The sequence below is a fragment of the Serratia sp. NGAS9 genome (genome assembly GCF_009905295.1).
Taxonomy (GTDB): domain Bacteria; phylum Pseudomonadota; class Gammaproteobacteria; order Enterobacterales; family Enterobacteriaceae; genus Serratia; species Serratia bockelmannii.
Map to the genome: position 1 here is coordinate 1,555,729 of NZ_CP047605.1, position 23,035 is coordinate 1,578,763.

Annotated in this window: 15 protein-coding genes; all 15 read left to right on the forward strand. The window is 42.3% G+C overall.

What is annotated here, in order from left to right; translation table 11 throughout:
- The first annotated feature begins 5 nt into the window (after positions 1-5).
- Positions 6-440, forward strand: coding sequence for a protein tyrosine phosphatase (locus GUC32_RS07515; RefSeq protein WP_072008271.1), 435 nt, complete (start codon positions 6-8; stop codon positions 438-440).
- A gap of 12 nt (positions 441-452) precedes the next feature.
- Positions 453-2,606 (forward strand): tyrosine-protein kinase Wzc, encoded by a 2,154-nt coding sequence (gene wzc, locus GUC32_RS07520; protein WP_049205834.1) that lies wholly within the window; start codon positions 453-455, stop codon positions 2,604-2,606.
- Positions 2,607-2,696: 90 nt separating this feature from the next.
- Positions 2,697-3,386, forward strand: a complete 690-nt coding sequence (locus GUC32_RS07525; protein ID WP_043142452.1) for an acylneuraminate cytidylyltransferase family protein — start codon at positions 2,697-2,699, stop codon at positions 3,384-3,386.
- 3 nt (positions 3,387-3,389) lie between these two features.
- Positions 3,390-5,630, forward strand: coding sequence for an N-acetylneuraminate synthase family protein (locus tag GUC32_RS07530; RefSeq protein WP_049205839.1), 2,241 nt, complete (start codon positions 3,390-3,392; stop codon positions 5,628-5,630).
- Positions 5,631-6,869, forward strand: coding sequence for an oligosaccharide flippase family protein (locus GUC32_RS07535; RefSeq protein ID WP_043143733.1), 1,239 nt, complete (start codon positions 5,631-5,633; stop codon positions 6,867-6,869). It begins immediately after the preceding gene.
- Entirely contained in the window at positions 6,866-7,372 is a 507-nt protein-coding gene (locus GUC32_RS07540) for a DapH/DapD/GlmU-related protein (RefSeq protein WP_072008281.1), read from the forward strand. The genes GUC32_RS07535 and GUC32_RS07540 overlap by 4 nt, the downstream gene beginning before the upstream one ends.
- A 52-nt stretch (positions 7,373-7,424) precedes the next feature.
- Positions 7,425-8,441, forward strand: a complete 1,017-nt coding sequence (locus GUC32_RS07545; protein ID WP_049205843.1) for a polysialyltransferase family glycosyltransferase — start codon at positions 7,425-7,427, stop codon at positions 8,439-8,441.
- Between the two features lie 43 nt (positions 8,442-8,484).
- Entirely contained in the window at positions 8,485-9,603 is a 1,119-nt protein-coding gene (locus GUC32_RS07550) for a glycosyltransferase (RefSeq protein WP_235211398.1), read from the forward strand.
- A 55-nt stretch (positions 9,604-9,658) separates the two neighbouring features.
- Positions 9,659-10,708, forward strand: a complete 1,050-nt coding sequence (locus tag GUC32_RS07555) for a glycosyltransferase family 1 protein (protein ID WP_049205847.1) — start codon at positions 9,659-9,661, stop codon at positions 10,706-10,708.
- Positions 10,709-10,729: 21 nt separating this feature from the next.
- Entirely contained in the window at positions 10,730-11,824 is a 1,095-nt protein-coding gene (locus GUC32_RS07560; RefSeq protein ID WP_080287164.1) for a glycosyltransferase, read from the forward strand.
- Between the two features lie 156 nt (positions 11,825-11,980).
- Positions 11,981-13,375 carry an undecaprenyl-phosphate glucose phosphotransferase gene (wcaJ, locus tag GUC32_RS07565; protein ID WP_049205980.1) on the forward strand — a complete coding sequence of 465 codons (1,395 nt, stop codon included), beginning with the start codon at positions 11,981-11,983 and terminating at the stop codon, positions 13,373-13,375.
- A gap of 56 nt (positions 13,376-13,431) precedes the next feature.
- Complete coding sequence (locus GUC32_RS07570; RefSeq protein ID WP_197823929.1) at positions 13,432-14,598, forward strand: hypothetical protein; 1,167 nt, start codon at positions 13,432-13,434, stop codon at positions 14,596-14,598.
- A 67-nt stretch (positions 14,599-14,665) separates the two neighbouring features.
- The gene (locus GUC32_RS07575) at positions 14,666-16,495 is read left to right on the forward strand and encodes a hypothetical protein (RefSeq protein WP_197823930.1); all 1,830 of its coding nucleotides are present in this window, start codon (positions 14,666-14,668) and stop codon (positions 16,493-16,495) included.
- Between the two features lie 1,368 nt (positions 16,496-17,863).
- Positions 17,864-20,869 carry a DUF4214 domain-containing protein gene (locus GUC32_RS07580; protein ID WP_197812788.1) on the forward strand — a complete coding sequence of 1,002 codons (3,006 nt, stop codon included), beginning with the start codon at positions 17,864-17,866 and terminating at the stop codon, positions 20,867-20,869.
- 390 nt (positions 20,870-21,259) lie between these two features.
- The gene (locus tag GUC32_RS07585; protein WP_369435647.1) at positions 21,260-23,032 is read left to right on the forward strand and encodes a type I secretion system permease/ATPase; all 1,773 of its coding nucleotides are present in this window, start codon (positions 21,260-21,262) and stop codon (positions 23,030-23,032) included.
- The last annotated feature ends 3 nt before the right edge of the window (positions 23,033-23,035 follow it).

Consider the following 23,035-nt stretch of genomic DNA (forward strand, 5'->3'; position numbering starts at 1 on the left):
AGAGTATGTTTGATTCCATTTTGGTAGTTTGTGTAGGCAACATCTGTCGTTCGCCGACGGCCGAGGCTTTGCTTAAAAAACTGTGTCCGGCTAAAAATATTGCCTCCGCAGGTATACATGCTTTAGTTGGACACAGTGCTGATAATCAAGCGGCACTGATAGCCAGTAAGAACGGTATTTCTCTTGAGGGTCATGTGGCTCGGCAGCTTACAAAGAGTATGTGTCAAGAATATTCTCTCATTCTTGTAATGGAAAGGGGACATGTAGATGCTGTATGTAGGCTCATTCCTGAAGTAAGAGGGAAGACAATGCTTTTTGCACACTGGCAAGGGCAAAAAGATATTCCTGATCCTTATAGGAAAAGTCCTGAGGCGTTTGAATATGCCTACAATTTGCTTGCAGAATCAGCTCAGAAATGGGCTGATGCTTTAAACCGTTGAATAGAGAACAACATGACTAACAACAGTAAAGCTGGCCAGCTTCCAGCTAGCCAAAGCAATGATGAGATAGATTTAGCCAGATTGATTAGTATCCTTTTTGATCATCGCTGGTTGATTTTAGGGTTCACAACTTTGTTTTGTGTATTGGGAATCCTGTATAGTCTTTTTGCCACTCCAATATATAGAGCCGACGCATTAATTCAGGTGGAAAGGAGTGATGGTAATTCGCTTGTTAATGACCTGACTCAAATGCTTCCTGATGCACAACCTGCGTCGTCAACGGAAATCGAGCTGATAACTTCACGGATGATTTTGGGTAAAACGGTAAGTGATCTGCATCTAGATACGATCGCGAATCAGAAATATTTCCCTATATTCGGACGCGGTTGGGCTAGGCTGATGGGGGAAGAACCAGGGCAAATCGCATTATCGCGGTTAAGTGTACCACCTGAACTATCTGATGCTGACATCGAATTGACAGTAGTCGATAAAGAAAATTATACCATTTCAAAGAATGGTGATTTTTTATTTAAAGGCCGAGTAGGGCAGTTGGCGTCAGGTGGTAATATATCTCTACTTGTCAGTGGGATAGAATCCGCTCCGGGAGTTGTTTTTGAAATTGAAAAACTGTCAAAACTTTCTGCAACATTAAACCTTTTAGACAATCTGACAGTTGAAGATAAAGGGAAAGACACAGGTGTTCTGTCAATAAGTTATAATGGTGATGATCCTGTTCAAATTAAAAAAATTGTAGATAGCATAAGTCGTAATTATCTTGAACAAAACGTAGAAAGAAAATCAGAAGAAGCCGCTCGTAGTTTGGCATTTCTGAAAGATCAATTACCATTAGTCAGAGAGTCGTTAAATTCTGCAGAGGATAAACTTAATAGTTTTCGCCAAAAGAATGATTCTGTCGATTTGTCTTTAGAGGCAAAATCTGTTCTGGATACAATTGTTGGTGTGGAAGCTCAATTGAATGAGCTTACTTTCAAAGAGGCTGAAATATCCAAGCTTTATACGAAAGAGCACCCAGCATATCGAGCGTTGATGGAGAAGCGCTCGACATTGCAGCAAGAAAAAGATAAGTTGAATAAACGTGTTAGCAAGATGCCTCAAACCCAGCAGGAAATACTTCGTTTAACACGAGATGTTGATGCTGGGAAAGAAATCTATATGCAATTGCTGAATAAACAGCAAGAGCTCTCGATCACTAAAGCCAGTACCGTTGGTAACGTCCGCATTATTGACTCTGCGGAGGCTGCCCCTAAACCGGTAAAACCAAGAAAAGTGCTAATCATCATTATTGCTACTTTATTTGGCGGTGTGCTTTCAGTTGTTGTAGTAGTCTTGAAAAATATGCTTCACAGAGGGATAGAAAGTCCTGAGGAACTTGAACAGCAAGGCATTAATGTGTACGCGAGTATTCCTCTTTCTGAATGGCAACAGAAGAAAGATAGCTCTATCCTCAATAAAGGACAAAGAAAGAATCAAGCTAATGTTGACTCGTTGCTTGCTGTAGGCAACCCAGCAGACCTTGCGATTGAGGCTGTACGTAGTCTACGTACTAGCCTGCATTTTGCGATGATTGAAGCTAAAAATAATGTGTTGATGATATGTGGTGCTAGCCCGAATATCGGTAAGACGTTTGTAAGTTTAAACTTAGCTGCTGTTGTTTCACAGGCTGGGCAAAAAGTCCTCCTTATAGATGCTGATATGCGTAAAGGTTATGCACATAGCCTGTTAGGTTGTGAGTTAGGTATGGGGCTCTCAGATTTCTTATCAGGTCAAACGTCTGTCGAAAGCGTAATTAAAAAGACAGAGTTATCTAGTCTAGACTTTATTTCTCGGGGTAAAGTCCCACCAAACCCATCTGAGCTATTAATGCATAAACGGTTAACCGAACTCTTAACATGGGCAAGCGAACACTATGACATAGTGCTTGTTGATACGCCGCCTATCCTTGCGGTTACGGATGCAGCTATTGTTGGGCGAAACATAGGCACAACATTGCTTGTTGCGCGTCATGGTATAAATTCACTGAAAGAAATTGAAGTGAGTATTCGTCGTTTCGAACAGAATGGTACCGAGATTAAAGGTGTTATTCTTAATGCCGTTGAAAATAAATCCGGTGACGCTTACGGCTATTACGCTTACGAGTATAAGTAATTTCTTCTTCTCTTAAATTAATAAAGCTCCTCATATAGAGGAGCTTTTAGTTCAATGAAGAATTAATAATACAGAATATTTGGAGAAAAAATGAGTAATCTTGCAATTATTCCAGCAAGGGGTGGGTCGAAAGGTATTCCCAAAAAAAATATTAAAGAAATTGCAGGTAAGCCATTAATCGCTTGGAGCATAGAGCAGGCATTAAATTCTTCGAGTATTGATCGTGTCATTGTTTCAACAGATTGTGAATATATCGCTGCGATAGCAAGAGAATATGGCGCGGAAGTCCCCTTTATGCGTCCGGCCCATCTGGCGAACGATACCGCTGCGACTGAGCCCGCACTTTTGCATACGCTGGAGTGGTTGGCTGAAAATGAGAATTATCACCCTGAGTACACCGTCTTGTTGCAGGCTACCTCTCCTGTTCGCAAAGATGATGCGATTGATTCTGCAATCGGAAAGATTCTTGAAAAGAAAGCCGATTCATTGCTGAGCGTTTGTGAGTTTTGGCATTTCTTGTGGGAAAATGAAGATAATCCGAAAGCCTATTACGATTACTTAAACCGTCCGCGCCGGCAAGATATTAAGCCTGAAAGTATTAAACTCAAAGAAAATGGTTCAATTTACGTTACGAAAAGCGAAATTCTCCTCAGCACCGGTAATCGTCTTGGTGGCAAAGTTGTAGCGCATAAGATGTCTGAAGAGGAAAGTTTTGAAATTGACACCATGCTGGACTGGGCGGTTGTTGAAGTGATTTTGAAAAATTGGAGTGGGAGATAATTCATGTTAATTCAGAAAAAAATATCTGACTTTTTAGTGTTTGAAACCGAATCAATCATTAAAGCCTTAGAAAAAATCAACTCGAATAAAAAACGCATTATTTTTGTCGTCACCGAAGACGGCAAGCTGTGCGGCTCTTTCTCGGACGGCGATTTCCGCCGTTGGATAACTAACGGCGATTTCGACCTGAGCCGCGAAATTTCGGAAGTGATGAATCAGAATGTCCGCTATAAAAAAGTGGATGCGCCACGTAATGAGATTGAATCGCTGTTTTCGAATGGCGTTGACGTTCTGCCGCTGGTTGACGATTATCGTCGTTTGGTCGCCGTTGCTCTGCAAAGCGAAAAAGGTCTGACGATTGGCAGACACACTATCACGGAGACCTCGCCGACTTACATTATTGCTGAAATTGGCAACAACCATAATGGCGACATTAAGCTGGCTAAGCATCTTGTTGACCTGGCGGTTGACGCAGGCGCCGATTGCGTCAAATTCCAAATGCGCGATCTGAGTTCTTTGTATAAGGGCGGCAACGATAAAGACAAATCCGCCGATCTTGGCGCGCAGTACACGCTGGATCTGCTGAGAAAATTCCAGCTTAGCAATGAAGAATTGATTGAAGTGTTCGATTATTGCAAGGAGAAGGGGCTGACCCCGCTGTGTACCCCTTGGGATCTGAAGAGCTTGCAAGTGTTGGAAGACTATGGCATGGAAGGTTATAAGGTTGCTTCCGCAGACTTCACTAACCACGAAATGTTGGCCGCGTTGGCCGCTACGGGCAAACCGCTGATTTGTTCTACCGGCATGTGCAGCGAAGCTGAAATTAAAAGCTCGGTGGACTTCTTGAAATCGAAAGGTGCCGAGTTTGTGATCCTGCATTGCAACTCTACTTATCCGACCCCGTTTAAAGACGTCAACCTGGCCTATATCAAGCGTCTGCAGCAGGTGACGGGCTGTCTGGTCGGTTATTCTGGTCATGAGCGAGGCATTTCAGTGCCGATCGCCGTGACCGCATTGGGCGCCAGAGTGATCGAAAAACACTTCACTATCGACAAATCCATGGAAGGCAACGACCACAAGGTGTCGTTGTTACCTCCTGAGTTCAAAGAGATGGTCGTACGTATCCGCGAAGTTGAAGAGTCCATGGGCAACGCCGGCGAACGTACTATTACCCAAGGGGAAATGATCAACCGCGAAACTCTGGCAAAAAGTTTGATTATCAATCGCGATCTGAAAAAAGGTGAAATCATCACTCGCGAGATGGTTGAAGTGAAGAGTCCGGGCCAGGGCCTGCAGCCTCTATATCTGGAGCAATTGGTCGGTAAGAAAGCCAATCGTGACCACGAAAAAGGAGGGTATTTCTACGAGTCGGATCTGAATGACGTGGCGATAGAAGCCAAGGACTATGATTTCAATCGTCCGTTCGGCATTCCTGTGCGCTATCACGATTACGGCAAGTTGAAGAATAAATCCAATCTGGATTTCGTCGAGTTCCATTTGAGCTATCAGGACATGGAGCTGGATTTGACTGAATTCTTCTCCGGCGCTGAAAATATCGGTTTTGCGGTACATAGCCCTGAGCTGTTCGCCAACGATCACATTTTAGACTTGGCGACGGATGATCCAGTTTATCTTGCTCATTCGATCAAACAGTTGCAGCGTGTCTGTGATGTGACTCGCGCGTTGAAGCAATATTTCCCGAAAACTGAGCGTCCTGTCATCGTGGTTAATGCGGGCGGTTTCAATACCACCGGATTCTTGCCAAAAGAGTCACGCCAGGCGATGTACGACCGCATTGGCGCGGCTTTGGGTGAAATCAATCAAGAAGGCGTTGAAATCATCATCCAGACGATGCCTCCGTTCCCATGGCACTTTGGTGGTCAGAGCTATCATAACCTGTTTGTTGATCCGGACGAGATTAAAGCGTTCTGTGAAAAATACGGTTATCGCATCTGCTATGACACGTCGCATTCTATGATGGCTTGCAATTACTACCAATGGGATCTGCATGACTTTACCCAGAAGGTCGGTCCTTACACCGCACATATGCATATTGTTGATGCTTTGGGAGTGGACGGTGAAGGGGTACAGATCGGTAAAGGCGATGTGAACTTTGACGAGCTGGCTGATGATCTGCGTTGTCATGCGCCGGGAGCGCAGTTTATTCCTGAAGTGTGGCAGGGGCACAAAAACCAAGGAGAAGGGTTTTGGCATGCGCTTAACTTCCTGGAAAAGTATCTGTAAATGAGTAAAGCCATTATGGGGGCTGCGGCCTTGTCGGTAGGGGATATTCTCGGCAAGGTCATCGGCTTCATCATATTGCCTTATTTGACAGCACACCTTGGCGCGTCGGGGTACGGCGCGCTGACTCTTTATTTGTCCGTTATTCAGATCTTGATCATTTTCATTTCGTTCAGTGGTCAAGGTCTGTTGCCGGTCAAATACATTCAGGAGGGGGAAGGGAGCTCCCTGGTGTTTCGTAGAGATAACATCACCTTAGCTTTCGCTTCGAGCGTGCTATTGATGGCTATATTCTACATTGTCACACTGGTCGCCAAGATATCAGTTTCTTTCAGCGATGGTTTTCTGGTTGTTTTAGCCTCTCTGGCACAGGCGCTGAACTTTATCAATTTATCGCATTTGCGCATTAGTCAGACCTATAAAGTTGCTGCTATCGGACAATTTTTGCTTTCCGCATTCAACGTTTTATTCACGATCGCTCTTTTTGAGATGATAGCGGCGACGCCAGGACAACGTTTGATAGCGATAGCGGCATCATTTTTCAGTATTCAGTTGGCCTATGAGTTCTTTGTTTACAGAAAAATAGCGGTTGAGCGCAGTGTGTTCCAACCGGTGCGCAAGCGTTATAAGGAAATCATTAGCTACGGGGTATCCCTATTGCCGCATCACGGCAGTTATTGGATTAAATCCTCTGTAGATCGGTTCTTCATAGCCCACTACATGAGTACAGCGGTAGTCGGGGTTTATGGTTTGGCGTTTCAGCTAACCTCTATCGTTATGCTCTTTTTCGGCGTAATCAACCAGGCTTTCCAACCTTTCATTTATCGCAAGCTTAAAGCGAATGATTTTAAAGGCGTGGAATTAATTCAGTATGGCTATACAGGCTTGGTGATTATCGCTTGTGTAGCGTATTTTGTCATTTTGCCGTTTGTTTTTCCTTACCTATTTGAAACTGAGTTTAACAGCGCGATTTATTACTTTAATATTCTTCTTCCGGGAACTGCATTCTTATCTATCTATTATGTTTTTACTCATTCTTTATTTTATTACCGCAAAAATAAAATCATTTCAATTATCACTATGGGGTCGATGATTACACATTTGATTGGTATCTTCATCATAACTGTGACAGAGATAAGAGTAGAGTATTTTTGCTTGGTATACACGTTATCAAGTCTTTTCGCCTGCGTTGTCACTATTGTTTGTGGAAGGCGAGAGTTACGGAGGTCTCAGATAAAATGATAGCAGTTCTAAAACGTTGGCTTAGGAATAGAAAAAAAGCAATATATCGCCAAAAAGTTGTAAACATGGTGGAAAGTTGCGGTAAAAATCCGAAGGTTAATTATTTGACGATTGTCAATAATAAAACAAAATTGGGTGATAATTTTAACTCTAATGGTCTTACTGTTATTGGTAAAGGGAATGTTACCATCGGAGATAATTTTCATTGTGGATTTGGATGCATTTTAATTACGGAAAATCATAATCACCACGGCAATGCTATCCCATACGATAGTACTTATATTATCAAGGATGTTATTATCGGTGATAATGTTTGGCTTGGAGTCAATGTGATTATACTTCCAGGTGTTACAATTGGTGAAGGTGCGATCATACAGGCAGGCAGTGTCGTAACTAAGCATGTTCCTGCGTTTGCTATTGCAGGAGGACATCCGGCAAAAGTGTTTTCTCAACGAGATGTTGAGCATTATATAAAATTACGTGATGAAAAAAAATTCCACTGATATATCTTAAGGCTAAAAATAACAATTGAATGAGTGCTATGGTGAAATAATTATGGATGCTTATATTGCGTATATCGAATCGCCATTGCAGGCGTTTAATTTAATAGAGTTTTTGGATGCTAAAAATATAAGTCTGGAGATCTTGATTATCAATAAAAAAACCGAAAACTCTGCACTTAATTATAATCAGATCATGAATATAGTGGATATGATTAAGTACAAAAAATTGGTTACTATTGATGTGGAAGGAACTCTAAAAAACTCATTTAAGATCAAAAGTGTTCTTAAAGGAATTGGTGAAAATTCAATAAATAAAAACAGAGTCACTCTTATTGCAGGAGAATACCGTGCGCGTGTTTTCTGGATGCTAGCCGGAAAATTTAAAAAAAGAAACATTGTTCTTCTTGATGATGGGACGGCGACGCTAAGAATAAACCGAGAGGAGGGAATTAGTCCGCGAAAAATTATCAAGTCTTTCTTCTTGAAATCCATTGGTATGGTTAACAATGAGTTCGAAAAAATCACATTCTTTTCCGTATATAACATTGAAGAAAAAGTCAAGAAGAGTGATGTTGTCATAAGGCACTGTTACGAAAATTATAAAAGAAAGCTAGCAAGCTTACCCAGTAACGATAATAAAGTGTTTATTATTGGGTCACCGCTTTTTGAGGCCGGAGTAACATCAGTTGATGATATTCAATTAACATTAAATATGATAAAAGACTTATTGAATTCAAAGCCTGAATCTGTTTTTTATTATGTCCCACATCGTAGAGAAAGAGCTGAAAAAATAAAAAGGATATCGGAGCTTGTCAAAGTGAAAAGATTTGACTTTCCTTTCGAAGTGTATCCTTTAATGGAAAAAGAGAATGTGTCTTCGATTGCTGGGTTTTATTCTTCTTTATACGACAATTTGATCATGATCTACGGGGATAAGATAAAAATAACGTCTTACGTTATCAATGAGGCTAATTTGTCCCCAGAGTGGAAGTCTTTTGTCGGCTGTATATACGATAATTATTCTCGATATAATAATGCCAACATTGAACTGATTAACAAGGTGCTTTGATTAAACTCTTCCACGCTTAAATAGGTAGGCTATGAAAATTGTCATGATCAATACACTTTATGCTCCTTATAAAGTAGGTGGTGCTGAAGTTTCTGTTCAACTGCTGGCAGAGGAGTTAATCCGTAATGGTCACGATGTGACTATCTTTTGTTTGCACGACCACAGTGATATATTGAAAGATACTCTAAATGGTGTTCGTGTTTTTTATTTTCCTCTAAAAAATATTTACTGGCCATTTTCCAATGGTAGGAAAGGGCGATTAATAAAACTCGCATGGCATATCATTGACATGTACAACCCTTGGATGATGTCACTTGTTGGTAAAGAATTGGCCAGGATAAAACCTGATGTTGTACATACAAACAACTTAAGTGGCTTTTCAGTTTCTGTTTGGAAAGCAGCTAAAAAAGAAAAAATAAAAATAGTCCACACCACGCGAGATTACTATCTTTTTCATCCGAACAGTACATTGTTTAAGTCGGGTAATAATGTTGATGTTAATAGTATCGGAGTAAAACTACTTTCTGCTGTGAAAAAAATATGCAGTAGAAATGTTGATTGTTTTGTGGGTATCAGTGAGTATATTTCTAAGCTTCATAGGTCAAATAAATTTGGCATTAACTCTACTCATGCATATATCTATAATCCTATTTCATGTATTGATTTTAAAAGCGATAAAAAGAATCATGAAAATGTGCGGGTGGGCTTCATTGGACGATTGACTAGAGACAAAGGGTTTGATGATTATTGTTCGTTAGCTGCAAAATATAGAAATACCAAAGGTATTGATTTCTATGCCGCAGGGCGCTTCGGTAATGATACTGAAGGTAATGAATTAGAAATATTAGCATCTGCCAGCAATATAAAAACGATGGGTTTTATTAAGGTAGAGGATTTTATGGCGTCGATTGATGTTGTGGTTCTGCCTAATAAATGGAACGAACCATTTGGACGGGCAGTTGCTGAATCCGCCAATGCAGGGAAAGTTGTTTATACTAATTTTACGGGAGGGGTGGCTGAAATAGCAAAACTTTATGATAATATATTCCCCATCCAAGACTTTAATATTAGCTACCTTATGACTCATCCTACATTTAATGTAAATCCGGTTCTGGATTTTGATATAAAATATATTGCAGGGAAATATATCGAACTATATTGATGTCAACCGTGATATTTAAACCTCCCTTAATAATGATTAATAATTGGTGCCTTTAATGCTTTATATTAATGCAAGGTTTCTTACGCAGGATATGACGGGCGTACAGCGTTTCGCAGAACAGATATCTCGAAGTTTGAATGCAATCAGAGGCGATGTGGTTTTCCTCGTTCCTGATGAGAAATTGAAGATTGAGGCTGATCCTTCTTTTGAACTCAAGGTGATTGGAAAAAAACATGGTCATTTATGGGAACAAATCGATCTCCCAAAATATCTTAAAAGTATTGGCTCTCCACCGTTACTTAACCTGTGCAGTACTGCCCCCTTATTCTATAGAAATCAAATCGTCACACACCACGATATTACCTACAAGAGATATCCTGAGAGTTTTTCTAGACAATTCCGTTATATTTATAACTTAATCATTCCTATTATGCTAAAAAATAGCCGGAAGATTATTACGGTTAGTGAGTTTTCTAAGGGTGAGATAGCCAAAGCTTTCAATGTGGAAAAGGAAAAAATATCAGTTGTTTATAATGCGTCATCTGACAAATTTAAGACGACTGATTCAGATAGACAAGAAAAATACCTTCTTGCTGTATCCTCCCCTAATTACCATAAAAATTTTCATGGCATGTTAAAAGCCTTTGCCATGTTAGACGATAAAATTGATATTAAATTAAAGATTATTGGACGCTCTGCTGATAACTTCAATAAGCAGATGTATGCGAGCGCCGAGAATACTAATTCAAATATAGAGTTTTTGGGACGTGTCGATGACCTGGAACTTGTTAAATTATATCAGAATGCTACAGCATTTGTTTTCCCATCTTTCTATGAAGGGTTCGGGATCCCTCCTCTCGAGGCTCAATCTTGCGGGTGTCCAGTTATAGCTTCTTCTTCTGCGTCGATTCCTGAGGTTCTAGGGACGAGTGCCTTATATTTTGATCCCTACAAAATTGATGAAATCGCTACTGCAATGGAAACGATCGTCTGCAATGATTCTGTCCGCGAGGAGCTCATAAGGCTGGGTTTTGAAAACACACGTCGCTTCTCATGGGGGAAATCGGCACAAGCAGTTGATAAAATAATTTCACAATATTTATAATAAATATTACTGGGAGATTTGATGAGAGTTCTTCATGCAGCAGAAACAATCAAGGGGGGAGTGGCTACGGTCCTTCGTCAGTTGGCAAAAAGTCAGATTGCTGATAAAGGGCAGGAAAACATTTGTTGTTTAGTTCCTGCTGACCAAGCTTCAGAACTATATGGTGTTGACTCTAGGTCGATAAAATCTTTTCCTCGATTAGGGCGTGGGATTCGCGGTTTTCTACAGTTTTTCTTTATATTTACGAGAGTTGTATTGAAACATCGACCAAAGGTGGTTCATTTGCATAGTAGTTTTGCTGGTGCTTTAGGACGATTGTCGTTGATTCTTCTCTGGCCAATCTATCGCCCAAAAGTAATATATTGCCCGCATGCTTTCGCATTTATGATGACAGTATCTCGATTTAAATCACGTATATATACTGTCATCGAAAAACTATTGCTTCCTATAACTGATGTGGTCATTTGTGTCAGTCATTGTGAAAAGAAAATAGCTGTTGATGCGGGGCTTAATGAGAATAAACTGGTCGTCGTTCATAATGGCGTTCCGAGTAATGACAATTACGCTAAAAAAGTCAATTCCTTTGAAAGTAATGAGCTTATTCAACTTCTTTTTGTTGGTCGGTTCGACTACCAAAAAGGTTTTGATATTTTATCCAAAGCTATGCGCCAATTAGAAGGAAAAGCATTCCATTTGACAGTTGTCGGCGATTTTGTGCTTGAAAATGAAAATGATAAGATTCAAGATCTTCCGCAGACCACATATGCCGGCTGGTTATCCGCTGAACAATTGGCACCACATTTCTGTCGCGCTGATGTATTGCTAATACCAAGCCGATGGGAAGGTTTTGCAATGGTTCCATTGGAAGCAATGAGCTATGGATTACCTATTTTAGCGAGTAACTGTAGTTCTTTCCCCGAGGTCGTTGACGATCACATAAATGGTCGGTTATTTTCTCCTGAGCAAACGGAGGAGCTATGTCATATACTCGAAAGTACATCAAGAGAGGAATGGCAGAGAATGGGGAATGCAGCAAGAGATACGTTTAGTAAGAGATTTACGGCGGACAAGATGATTGCAGCAACCAAAAAAGTGTACCTTGATCTTGGTGCATGATATTTAAAGCGCAACGAAGATATCTTTCCTGTAATAGAAAGATTGAACGCGATTCTTCTGATATACAATGTATTCTTCTGTTTTGTAAAAATTATATTTTTAATCTGACAGGTACTGGGCAGGAGTTATACTATGTTGGTTAATAGGCAAACAGCTATGAATGGTTTTCGTCGTGGTGCTCTACAATCTAATGCATCTCTAACTTCAATGATACAGCGGTTTTCAGATATTATCATTATAAGCCTCTGTCTCTATTTAGCATGCAAGCTGTCAGGCAATGTATTTACCATGCAGCATTGGGTTGTAGTATTGATATCAATCGTCATATTTCAAATGGCAGGTGGTATAACCGAGTTTTATCGCTCGTGGCGTGGGGTCCGTGTTGCCTTAGAGATTCAACTTATCATAAAAAACTGGTCTTTAAGTGTTTTATTGACTATTGGTATTATATCTTTTATCGATGGTTTTTATAGTGATTTAACGCTATATGCTGAATGGTACCTCTTAGCATGTTGTGGTTTGATAATTTCTCGCTCGATTATTCGTTTATTGCTTGGCTATATGCGCAATATGGGGTTTAACACCCGTAATGTTGCGATCATGGGATCACTCCCTGTAGGTATCAAGCTAGCTGAAACTTTAAATGATGCTCATTGGATGGGCTTCAAAGTTCTCGGAATATATGATGACGAATATGACTCTATAGACACGAAAGTTGAAAAATGTGGTGATTTAGAACAGCTTATCAGGGATGCAAAAGATGGCCGGATTGATAGAATTTATATTGCGATGCCAATGGAGCAAGAACGTTTAATCAAGGATACTGTGGCTGAATTATCTGATACAACTTGCTCGGTTATGCTTATACCAGATGTTTTTACTTTTAATATTCTACAGTCGCGTAGCGAAGAAATAAACGGAGTTTCTGTAGTTTCCCTTTTTGATACGCCAATCAGCGGTGTCAATAAAATAATAAAACGCGTCGAGGATATTTTACTTTCGCTTGCAATATTAATCTTTATTTCTCCCGTTCTTTTATTGATTGCGATATTTGTTAAGTTCACGTCTCCAGGACCGATTATCTTCAAACAGAGACGTTATGGCATGGATGGGAAATCTATAATGGTTTGGAAGTTTAGATCCATGAGTGTTATGGAAAATGGAGATAAAGTTGTCCAGGCAAAAAAAGGTGATGCTAGGGTTACTGCTGTTGGTGGTTTTTTACGTAGAACATCACTTGATGAACTTCCGCAATTTATAAATGTCTTGATGGGGGACATGTCTATTGTTGGACCTCGTCCACATGCAGTAGCGCATAATGAACAATACAGAAAGCTAATTAAAGGTTATATGCTGCGTCATAAAGTTAAACCAGGAATCACTGGCTGGGCCCAGATAAATGGATGGAGAGGTGAAACGGACACTCTAGACAAAATGCAGAGCCGAGTTGAATATGATCTCGATTACATTAGGAATTGGAGCGTTTGGTTCGACATTCGAATTATTTTTCTTACAGTCTTTAAAGGATTTATAAATAAATCAGCTTATTGATTGTGATTTGTGGTTAGTATATTATAAGAAAATTTTCTTTATGAGAGCAAGAATCAATGAGTATTACAACACACGCTATCGTTGATAGTAGCGAAAAGGAAAGATTTTTCCTAAATATTCTGAGGTGGGGGATTGCCTTCTTTTTCATCGCTACACCTTTCAACCCTTACGTGGGCGATGTGACTTTGTATCTTTGGATTCCTTTGGTTTTCATGGATTATGAGTTTATAAGAAAATTGTCTACAGTATCTTTAAAGATTTTATTGTTTTTTTGTGTGTGGACTGTCTTGTGCTTGGCATTTTGGCGGTACGATTTAGTCATCAAGACATTTGCTCTTGTATTGGGTGTTGCATATATTCATAAAATAGGAAAGCCTGTTTTTAGTAAAATATATGTCTGTATGCTCATTTCCGTTCTCTGGTGTATTTTACAATTTTCCTTATATGAATTCGCTGGTACAAACTATTCTGCTGCAATAGGACCAAAGGCAATATCGATTGCAATATGGGGTGACTATGCAACTAAAACTTTTACTAACCAATATGAAGTTTTTCTGTTGCCAAGAATGTCGGGGTTATCACGAGAGGCTGGTTTTTTTGTTTCCCTATTAATCATCTCGTTTATGATAAGACTAAGAGATTTTAAATTAAGGGCTTGGGAGATTGTATTATTTGCATTAGGATATATTTTCAGCTTGTCTAAGGCCTCAGTTATACTTTTTCTTATAGCAGCTGTTTACCCTTTTCGGCGTATATTGGCTAAAATTCCTGTTGTGCTCACTTTTTCACTTTTCATTGTCGTTTTCGTTTCGATCGCCAACTATCTCAATGTCGGTGTTCCTGCCTTTTTCTACGAAAATCAATCTATAGCACATCGCTTTTCTGCATCATATTTAGTCTTGAATATGAATGTACCGAGCTTCTTAATTGGGTGTGGAAAAGAATACGAATGTTTTACCAACTATCAGCCTATTGTGGATTATTTGGGGGGGTTCGGTTTCAAGCCAAATGTTGGACTTCTAGGTGTTGCCATGGAGATGGGGGTTATTGGTCTCATCGCAATAATATTTTTCTGTATGTATTTGAAGTTAGATAGTTATGATGTTGTTATCTTGGTTCTTTTTACTGCCACTGTAACATTCTTTACTGTTGATAGTTTTATAATACTGACCTATTACTATATATACTCAAATCACACAAAAAGTAGGAGTGATCTCATTTAAAGCTGCTTGTTAGTATGTTGATATCTCTCTGGGGACAAGACCAATAAATTTATTCTGGAGTCAGAAAATGAAGAAAAGTAACCCTGATTTTTCTAAGAGAGAATCACTCAAGAGCGGTGTCGTTATGGCATTGGCTTCCATTGTTGCTATTTCAAGGACAGAAAATGCCCTTGCTGATGATTCAATAAAAAATGCAAGTGCCGGTTCTTCAGCTGGTAATTGCCCTGATATTGGAAGCTTAAAGAAACTGTCTCCAATCAGTCCTGGTCAACGAATAAATGTACTCAGCTATTATTCATCGTCAGGTACTACTGCAGTTAATTCCGTGATGAAAAGCGTAGTCGCTAACCATAAGCCGTCCGTGCAATCTCAACATTCAGGAGGTGGGGAGTTCTATTACGATGCAGATGACAACACTTCTCCTGATGATGGAGGGATGGTAATTGTTACAGATGATGGTAAACGTTGGAAAAGAGTATTTTCAAACGATGAGCCTATCTTAGGCAGTTATTTTGGGATTAGCGATATACAAGATGATAATGGACCGGCGATTACTCGCGCTATTAATTTTTCCAGCAATCGTAGAATCGTTTTGCCGAGAGGAAAATTGGTAGTTAAAACACCAATTATCTTTCCTTTAGACTCTGGGGCCAAGATAGATGGGTTTGGCAAGAAAGGGGGCACGGTCATTGATGTTCGCATGAATGAAGGCTACGAAAATTTCGGTGTTTTTCATTTTCCTGGGAAATCTGATAAATCTGTTAAAAGTCCTGGCTTTCGTGCTGTGTCCATTAGCAATATTCAACTCATTGGAAATTTGAGCAAGTGTCATGGTTTTTTTCTGCAATATCAATATGCAATGCGTCTAGAGCAGGTTACTCTGGAGGGGTTTGATGGTGCGGGACTATTTATCGATAAATGCCAAGATTCTGTTTTTGAACAAGTTGATGTTTTCAATTGTGGAAGAACATCTGGCGATAGAGCCAATTTAAAAGATGGCTTTGATGAGTCTAAAACGCTGGTTAGTCCAATTGTTATAATGTCATCACTTAAAGATGATTGCAATTATCTTCGTTTTAATGATTGCCAATGGGAAGATAACCCTGTTTCACCTATTTGTGACTTTGCCGGCGGCATAGAAAACTATTTCGTTAACTTGCATGCTGAATATAATGCACATTGGGATGTCTCTGGTACTGAGGGCTGTACTCTATTTATGCAGAGAAAAGGGACAATTAAAGTTAGTGGCGGAGGAAGTGATGAAATTAAATATCTTTTGAAGCATGTTTATGGTGAATTTTATATTGATTCGCATAGGTGCAGCCCGGCGAAAAATATACAAATAAAAACAGGGACTAATAGCAGGTTCACTTTCAAAGATGTAACTATTGATACGGTTGATGCAATATCCACCTCGGGGTTTAAAATTTTCAAAGATTGCATCTTTAATTCAATTAACTGGTCAAACCTTGATGGTGACGTTTCTCTTGAGAACTGCCGTATCAAAAAGTCATTTTTTGCCAAGTCTGGCTCAAAGAAATTGAGGCTAAGAGTTATTTCTTCTATTATTGAGGGGGATATTTTTATTGATTCAAAAGCACCGAATGTGCTAATTGATGACTGCATGGTTGCAGGTGATGTCAAATTTGGTTCAAAAGATGGGATGTGGCTAAATAATAACGTCTTCGGTAGATTTACCGTTCTTGGCGTAGAGTCACGCGTAATTATCCCACCGATAAGACGCTTATTACTGCCTGGGCCTCCAAAGAACGGCCACTTTTCTGTTGGTGATGTTATCGATAACTCCTTACCACAGAGTGGTAGTTTCATGGGGTGGGTTTGTGTTGAAGCTGGTAGTCCGGGGATTTGGAAAGGTTTTGGTAAAATAGATGAGTAAATATTTTCATTTTTAGTGATATTAAATATTATCTAATTTCCCGACATCCCTGTGTTTTATGATTTTTTATTAGTTGAGCGATGTGTAAGGCAATTCAATACGGAGGAATACGTTGAAGATTGATTTCTGCTTGTTTAAGTTTATGCTGAATTAATGGGCTTGTTACATTTTGTTGTCGCTAAAGATTATCCAATGCTAATTTGACGAGAGAATGTTCCTGCTAACGCATTGTTCTCTCGTATATTTCTATGGCAAGATTGATAGCGCTATTCCGCCCCCCCTCGTAAGTTATAATATATTTCCTGTGTTTCGCCATCCCCAATGATAGCGGTTTCCCCTTGATACTGATGATGTATCTCCTCTCTGTTGTGATCATTTTTCTAAGCTACCCATAAATTTATCAAGATTTACTTTGTATACGAGACGAATCGTCGGTTAGCGTTTGCAATTTATTTATTTTAGCCCCTCCTTTGTTTTATCTCAATAGAGATGTTATTGCCCATCCATTTTTTACTATTTTCCATTTCTATTTAAATTCTGTTCATGATTTAATGCCATATATTACATGCTTTTAGAGAGAGGCAACAGCTCACCGTAATTAAGCTGATAACAAAGTTTTGTCAAAAGTTATTTATATAACCCTTTAGGTGTTCACTCCTCTATCAGAGAGGAGCAGGCAATTTCTTTGGAACTAGGCGGGAAGCGACACTCTTTCCGTCGTTAAATAGTTTCGTGGGGGTTATGTCATCGATAAAAGTATATTCTCGGCGCAGTGTTCACTCCTTGCGGTAGCATGGCAGAAGGTCAAGTTCGTTTCCGTGGGGTTCTGTGTTTCTGCCCCTGAATTATAATAATGAATTTTTTCTATGCTTACTAATTATTTACTTGCTACTTGTTTTTCAGTGAAGGTTATGAATTATTCCTCTTCTATATCTAAAATATAACTTGAGTATAATTCCTTAGGAGTAATTCATTGTGCTGATTTCAGGGGGTTGATGCTCAGTTTTTTTGTGTATTTGCATAGTCCTATGGTTTCAATTTCTTCTTAAATTCTTTCTAATTTTTTTTATAACTATTTTGTTGTTTTTTATGTGATCTCAGTGTTTTCTATAGATTTTTAATTTATAGGAATTTTGTGCGAAAAGTTTTATCCGTTGTCTTTGTATGGTTTTTTTTGCTAAAACCTTTCGTCGCCTACCTTGACATAACCTGAATCTTATCCTTTCTTTTAATTCAGACAGCTTTGCTGTCTTTGTTTGGGTATAACCAGTCGGAATGCATGTTTAGCTGCATTATTAATGAGTTATATCTATTTTATGCTTCCGATTTTTTTATGGCTTCTCAAGTTAGTCCTCTAAGGGGGGAATTATGGCTTCATTGGCGTATCAGAAAGAAGCAGCAGCTATTTTATACGCTGTTTTAGGGAAAAGCGCGTCACACGCTACGTTCGACTCAATAGGTGCGCAATTGCAGCGAGGTGAACTTTCAGCCTCAGCATATGTCACTACGTTATTGACTTCTGCGGATGGTGTAGCCCTCTTTAACGGCTTGTCAGATTTAAATGCTTTACAAATTGTTTATACAAAAATTTTTGGCTCTGCTGCACCCACCTCAACCCTGCAAGATTACCTGACGGGTAGTACTCTTGCAGAGGCTATGGCTAAAGTTGTAAATCAGGTTCTTGATTATTCGGGATTTGATTCTACTCTATCCGCTGCGCAGACTAGTCTTGATCAGCAAGTAAATGCTGTTCTGTTCCCGTCGGTAAGCGCCGCTGCCCTTGGGCAAGGCGCCTCAGACGTGCAGGCTATCTATTATGTTACGGGTGCGGCTCAATCAGCACTTGGCATAAACAACTATGGGGCGGCGATTAATGCCGGTACGAAAACCTTTGTCCAGGTAGCGCAAGAAATAATTTTCTCTGCAAATCTGACTTCTCTTAGCAATACCGATTATGTGATTCGTTTATTTAAATGGGGTTACGAAAGGTCTCCCTCAGCGACCGAATTATCTAACTATGTCACTGAACTGACAGGAGGGACTTCTCGTGCAGAAGTTCTGATTCAAGTTATTGATTCTCTTCGTGGTACTGTTGCTTCAGGCGATACTACCGCGCAGCAACATTTCAATAGCGCGACTATCAGCTATCAACCAGGGCAGCTGCCTTCATTAAGTTATCAAGAGCAGGTTTCTGCCGTTTATCTCGCAGTTCCGCAGCGTGATATTGATGCTCGTGGATTAGATGATTGGAGTAAGTATTTATCGAAAGGAGCGATGACTTATAAGGGATTTATTGGGACCATATTGAAGTCAAGCGAGTTTCAGAAGAAAGGTGCCCAACTAACGGGTGATGACTTTATACAACATGTCTACACTGGGGTACACGGTGTCGCTGCGACAGCCGCACAGCTTTTGGCGTATAGCTCGCTTGGGACGGATAAGGCACTGATTACTCAGGCTATTATCAATGACCTGCGCAACTCGACGGCCACTGACGTCACAACCGTAACTCAACAGCATGGTTTTGAATACGACATCGGTACCAGCTTGCTGTACAAAACCGCTGCGTCTCTGACGGCAACAGCCGCCGGCGGTAACGCAACCGGCACCGTCAACACCGGCACATCGCATCAAATCAGCAACGCCGAAACAGCGGTACTGACGAATGTTCAACTGAACGCCAATGCCGCTAGCATCGTGAACCTGAAGTTCGCCGACCATCTGGCGAATCTGACCATCAACGGCACCAGCGCAGCAACGGTCAACTTGTCTGACAATGGTGTTAATCCAGGTGTAGATATCACCGTGAATAACGGCAACGTCATCCTGAACGCCAGTTCGGGTGCGGATGACGTAGTTGTCACATCGACGGCCAACATCGCGACCGGTACCGCACAGTTCAACCTCGGCGCCGGCAACGACAGCCTGCACTGGGTGGGCAACGGGGTTTCCGGTGGGGCGAACACTGTCGCGAACACGGTTAAGGCTGATGGTGGTGCGGGTACGGACTCCATCTCCGCCAACTTCATCACCAAAACTGTAGTAACCAACCAAAACGCCCTGGGCGTTCGCACCAGTACCGTGACCAGCAACGCTAACAACTTCTCGAACTTTGAGAAAATTGACCTGACCGGCTATATCGGCAAGTCCGTCGGTACGCTGATTACGACTCCGCTAATCGGTTCACCGACCACCACCAGCGTCACAACGCCGACCCACACCTTTGACTTTGGCCTGACCAACGGCACATCTACGGTGGAAGGCACCACGGGCGGCACGGTTACGCAGAACGCGGCGGCCACCAACCTGGGCTCACAAGGTTTTGTGATCTCCGGTCTGGCTAACGTCAACGTCATTAACGCCGCCGGCGGCAACGCCGCGCAGTTGGAAGTGAAAGGGGACGCGACTTCCGCCAGTACGCTGAACTTCACCTTCGTGCAGAACGCCACCGATCATTTCAATATCAACTTTGATGCGGTGAGTTCTTCCAATGTGAATGCCGGCGCCATTACCCTTAACAGCAGCAGCAGCGCCTTGTTGGGCACCGCTCTGACCACGGTGAACGTGGCCTCAGGCGGTACCGGCAGCTTTGACAACATTCTGTCACTGGCCGGCACCAATGCGCAGGTTCAGACCATCAACGTGACCGGTGATCACGCGCTGGATCTGACGTTGGGCAGCGGTTTCAGCAACGTGCGTGATATCAATGCGTCCACCAACACCGGGGGGCTGAATCTCGACTCCAGCCATGGCGGTACCGGTGACGGTATCATCGTTCAATTGCTGAACATTCTGCCGCTGAGTGTCATTACCACCAACCTGTTGGCGCCGGTGTTGACGGCGTTGGGCCTGAACGGTTACCAGATGACCGTAGAAGGCTCCAGTGCTGCCGATACCCTGGGCGTGATTGGCAACACCACGCTGACCGGTGGCGCAGGTGCCAACACCTATGACATCAAGGCGAGTAACACGCAGGCGGGTGTGACCATCAAGGACTTTAATAGCCTCAAGGACTCGATTGTCGACGTGAACCATGGCGGCCTGACTATTTCCGATGACGCCAGCGGCACTGCGGTAGCGAACTACGGTACGCGCTCTGCCGACACGTTGGATGCGTTGTTGGGGACACTGGTGGGCGGTTTGACCAACGGCGTTATCGGCCTGTTGGGTGGTATCTTGGGTCTGGATAGCAGCAACTCGCTGACGGCGAAAGTGGGTGTGGCATCCGTTGTATTCAGCGGTGGCGGTAACACTGCAAGCTCGTATGTAATTATCGACAACAACGATAACCACACGCTGGACCTCAACGATACCGTGGTATACCTGACAGGGCAAAACCACCAGCAATTGGTGGATACTCTGCACTACGCGTAAGTATGAATTCCAGTGGGTTATAATGCCCATTGAAACTGTTAGTCAATCAATAATACGGGGTGTGTAAACACCCCGTATTCTTTGAAAATTGTGAACTACGTCATTATCTCTAATTTATTCCCTTTCGTACTAAACTCGCGTTGCCCTGTCTACTATTTACCTCACTGTTTTCATTTGTTTTTTTCTGTAGTTCGTGAGGCGATTTTTTTTGCTTACGGCCTTGCTGATATCCGCTTTCTCTACCTATAGTTAGAAAAAGTATCTGCAGTCTCGAGCATGTCTGGGGTGGGGGTTCTTTAGGATTTATTTTATTTTTCCCTTTTTAGGATTTTCCTTATAAGAGTCCAATGCGGATTTTGACTGACAGTGCACATGATGTAAGGGCAGAAAGTGAATCAATTTATACCGAGCAATGAAATTGCGGATGTTATACGGACTCGCAGTAAGGTTTTTTGGACCGTTGGCATATTTACCGCATTTATTAATTTATTAATGCTAGTTCCTTCTATCTATATGCTCCAGGTTTACGACCGGGTGCTTCCTTCGCGTAATGAAATCACGCTGTTGATGCTGACGCTGATCATGCTGGGCATGTTCGGCATGATGTCGCTGTTGGAATACGTGCGCAGCATGGTGGTGATCCGTATCGGCAGTCAGCTGGATATGCGTCTCAACACGCGAGTCTACACTGCGGCCTACGAGGCGAATCTGAAAAACGGTTCTTCTGACGCCGGCCAGATGCTGAGCGACTTGACCAATCTGCGCCAATTCCTCACCGGCAGCGCGCTGTTCGCCTTCTTTGATGCACCGTGGTTTCCGATCTATCTGTTGGTGATATTCCTCTTTAACCCTTGGTTGGGGCTGTTCGCCCTGGTCGGTGCACTGTTGTTGATCGCATTGGCGGTGATCAACGAAATGGTGTCGAAAAAGCCGCTGGCGGAAGCCAGCAAGCTGTCGATTATGTCCGGTACGTTGGCCAGCACCAATCTGCGAAATGCCGAAGTGATCGAGGCTTTAGGGATGTTGCCTAACCTGAAACGCCGGTGGTTCGGTCTGCACCAGCGATTCTTGAACAGCCAACGCATCGCCAGCGAACGCGCATCGCGGGTCACGTCGATCACCAAGTTTGTGCGCATGTCACTGCAATCACTGGTGTTGGGGCTGGGGGGGTGGCTGGCTATCGATGGGCACATCACACCCGGTATGATGATTGCCGGCTCCATTCTGATGGGGCGAACGCTGGCGCCGATTGAGCAGGTTATTAACGTCTGGAAGAGCTACAGCGCGGCGAAGCTTTCTTATGGCCGGTTGGTCAAGCTGCTGGAAACGCACCCGCAACGTGGTACCGGTATGTCCTTGCCGCGTCCGGAAGGGGTGCTTGCCGTAGAAGGCGTCACCGCCACGCCGCCGGGATCCAAAGGCGATGCGGTATTGCATAACGTGAGTTTTGCCATTCAGCCTGGTGACGTGCTGGGGATCATTGGCCCGAGCGCGTCGGGGAAATCGACGCTGGCTCGTTTGCTGGTCGGCATTTGGCCGGTCAGTGAAGGGATTGTTCGGTTGGATAATGCTGACATCTATCAGTGGAACAAGGATGAGTTGGGGCCGTATATCGGCTATCTGCCGCAGGACATTGAGCTGTTTGCCGGGACTATCGCCGAGAATATCGCTCGCTTTAACGAGATCGACTCAGAGAAGGTCATTGAAGCCGCTAAGTTGGCCGGTGTGCACGAACTGATCCTGCGTTTCCCGAACGGCTACGATTCGGTGCTCGGCAACGGTGGCGCTGGGCTGTCCGGTGGGCAGAAACAGCGTATCGGCCTGGCGCGCGCACTGTACGGCGACCCTTCGCTGGTGGTTTTGGATGAGCCTAACTCCAATCTGGATGATGCGGGCGAGAAAGCGTTGAACCAGGCCATTATGTTCCTCAAGCAACGTAATAAAACGGTGGTTCTGATTACCCATCGCACCAATTTGCTGTCGATGACCAGCAAGCTGTTGCTCTTGGTGAATGGCAACGTCAACGCGTTCGGCCCGACTCAACAAGTGCTTCAGGCGTTAGCCAATGCGCAAAAAGCGCAGACGCAACAGCCTCAGCAAGCGGTGAGGGCGGTAAATTCTGAGCCAGATGAAGGCAATATCCCAAAAACGCAAATTAATTAAGCC

Coding starts and splice junctions, on each gene's coding strand:
- GUC32_RS07515 (WP_072008271.1), top strand. CDS start 6: ATGTTTGATTCCATTTTGGTAGTTTGTGTAGGCAACATCTGTCGTTCG.
- wzc (WP_049205834.1), top strand. CDS start 453: ATGACTAACAACAGTAAAGCTGGCCAGCTTCCAGCTAGCCAAAGCAAT.
- GUC32_RS07525 (WP_043142452.1), top strand. CDS start 2,697: ATGAGTAATCTTGCAATTATTCCAGCAAGGGGTGGGTCGAAAGGTATT.
- GUC32_RS07530 (WP_049205839.1), top strand. CDS start 3,390: ATGTTAATTCAGAAAAAAATATCTGACTTTTTAGTGTTTGAAACCGAA.
- GUC32_RS07535 (WP_043143733.1), top strand. CDS start 5,631: ATGAGTAAAGCCATTATGGGGGCTGCGGCCTTGTCGGTAGGGGATATT.
- GUC32_RS07540 (WP_072008281.1), top strand. CDS start 6,866: ATGATAGCAGTTCTAAAACGTTGGCTTAGGAATAGAAAAAAAGCAATA.
- GUC32_RS07545 (WP_049205843.1), top strand. CDS start 7,425: ATGGATGCTTATATTGCGTATATCGAATCGCCATTGCAGGCGTTTAAT.
- GUC32_RS07550 (WP_235211398.1), top strand. CDS start 8,485: ATGATCAATACACTTTATGCTCCTTATAAAGTAGGTGGTGCTGAAGTT.
- GUC32_RS07555 (WP_049205847.1), top strand. CDS start 9,659: ATGCTTTATATTAATGCAAGGTTTCTTACGCAGGATATGACGGGCGTA.
- GUC32_RS07560 (WP_080287164.1), top strand. CDS start 10,730: ATGAGAGTTCTTCATGCAGCAGAAACAATCAAGGGGGGAGTGGCTACG.
- wcaJ (WP_049205980.1), top strand. CDS start 11,981: ATGAATGGTTTTCGTCGTGGTGCTCTACAATCTAATGCATCTCTAACT.
- GUC32_RS07570 (WP_197823929.1), top strand. CDS start 13,432: ATGAGTATTACAACACACGCTATCGTTGATAGTAGCGAAAAGGAAAGA.
- GUC32_RS07575 (WP_197823930.1), top strand. CDS start 14,666: ATGAAGAAAAGTAACCCTGATTTTTCTAAGAGAGAATCACTCAAGAGC.
- GUC32_RS07580 (WP_197812788.1), top strand. CDS start 17,864: ATGGCTTCATTGGCGTATCAGAAAGAAGCAGCAGCTATTTTATACGCT.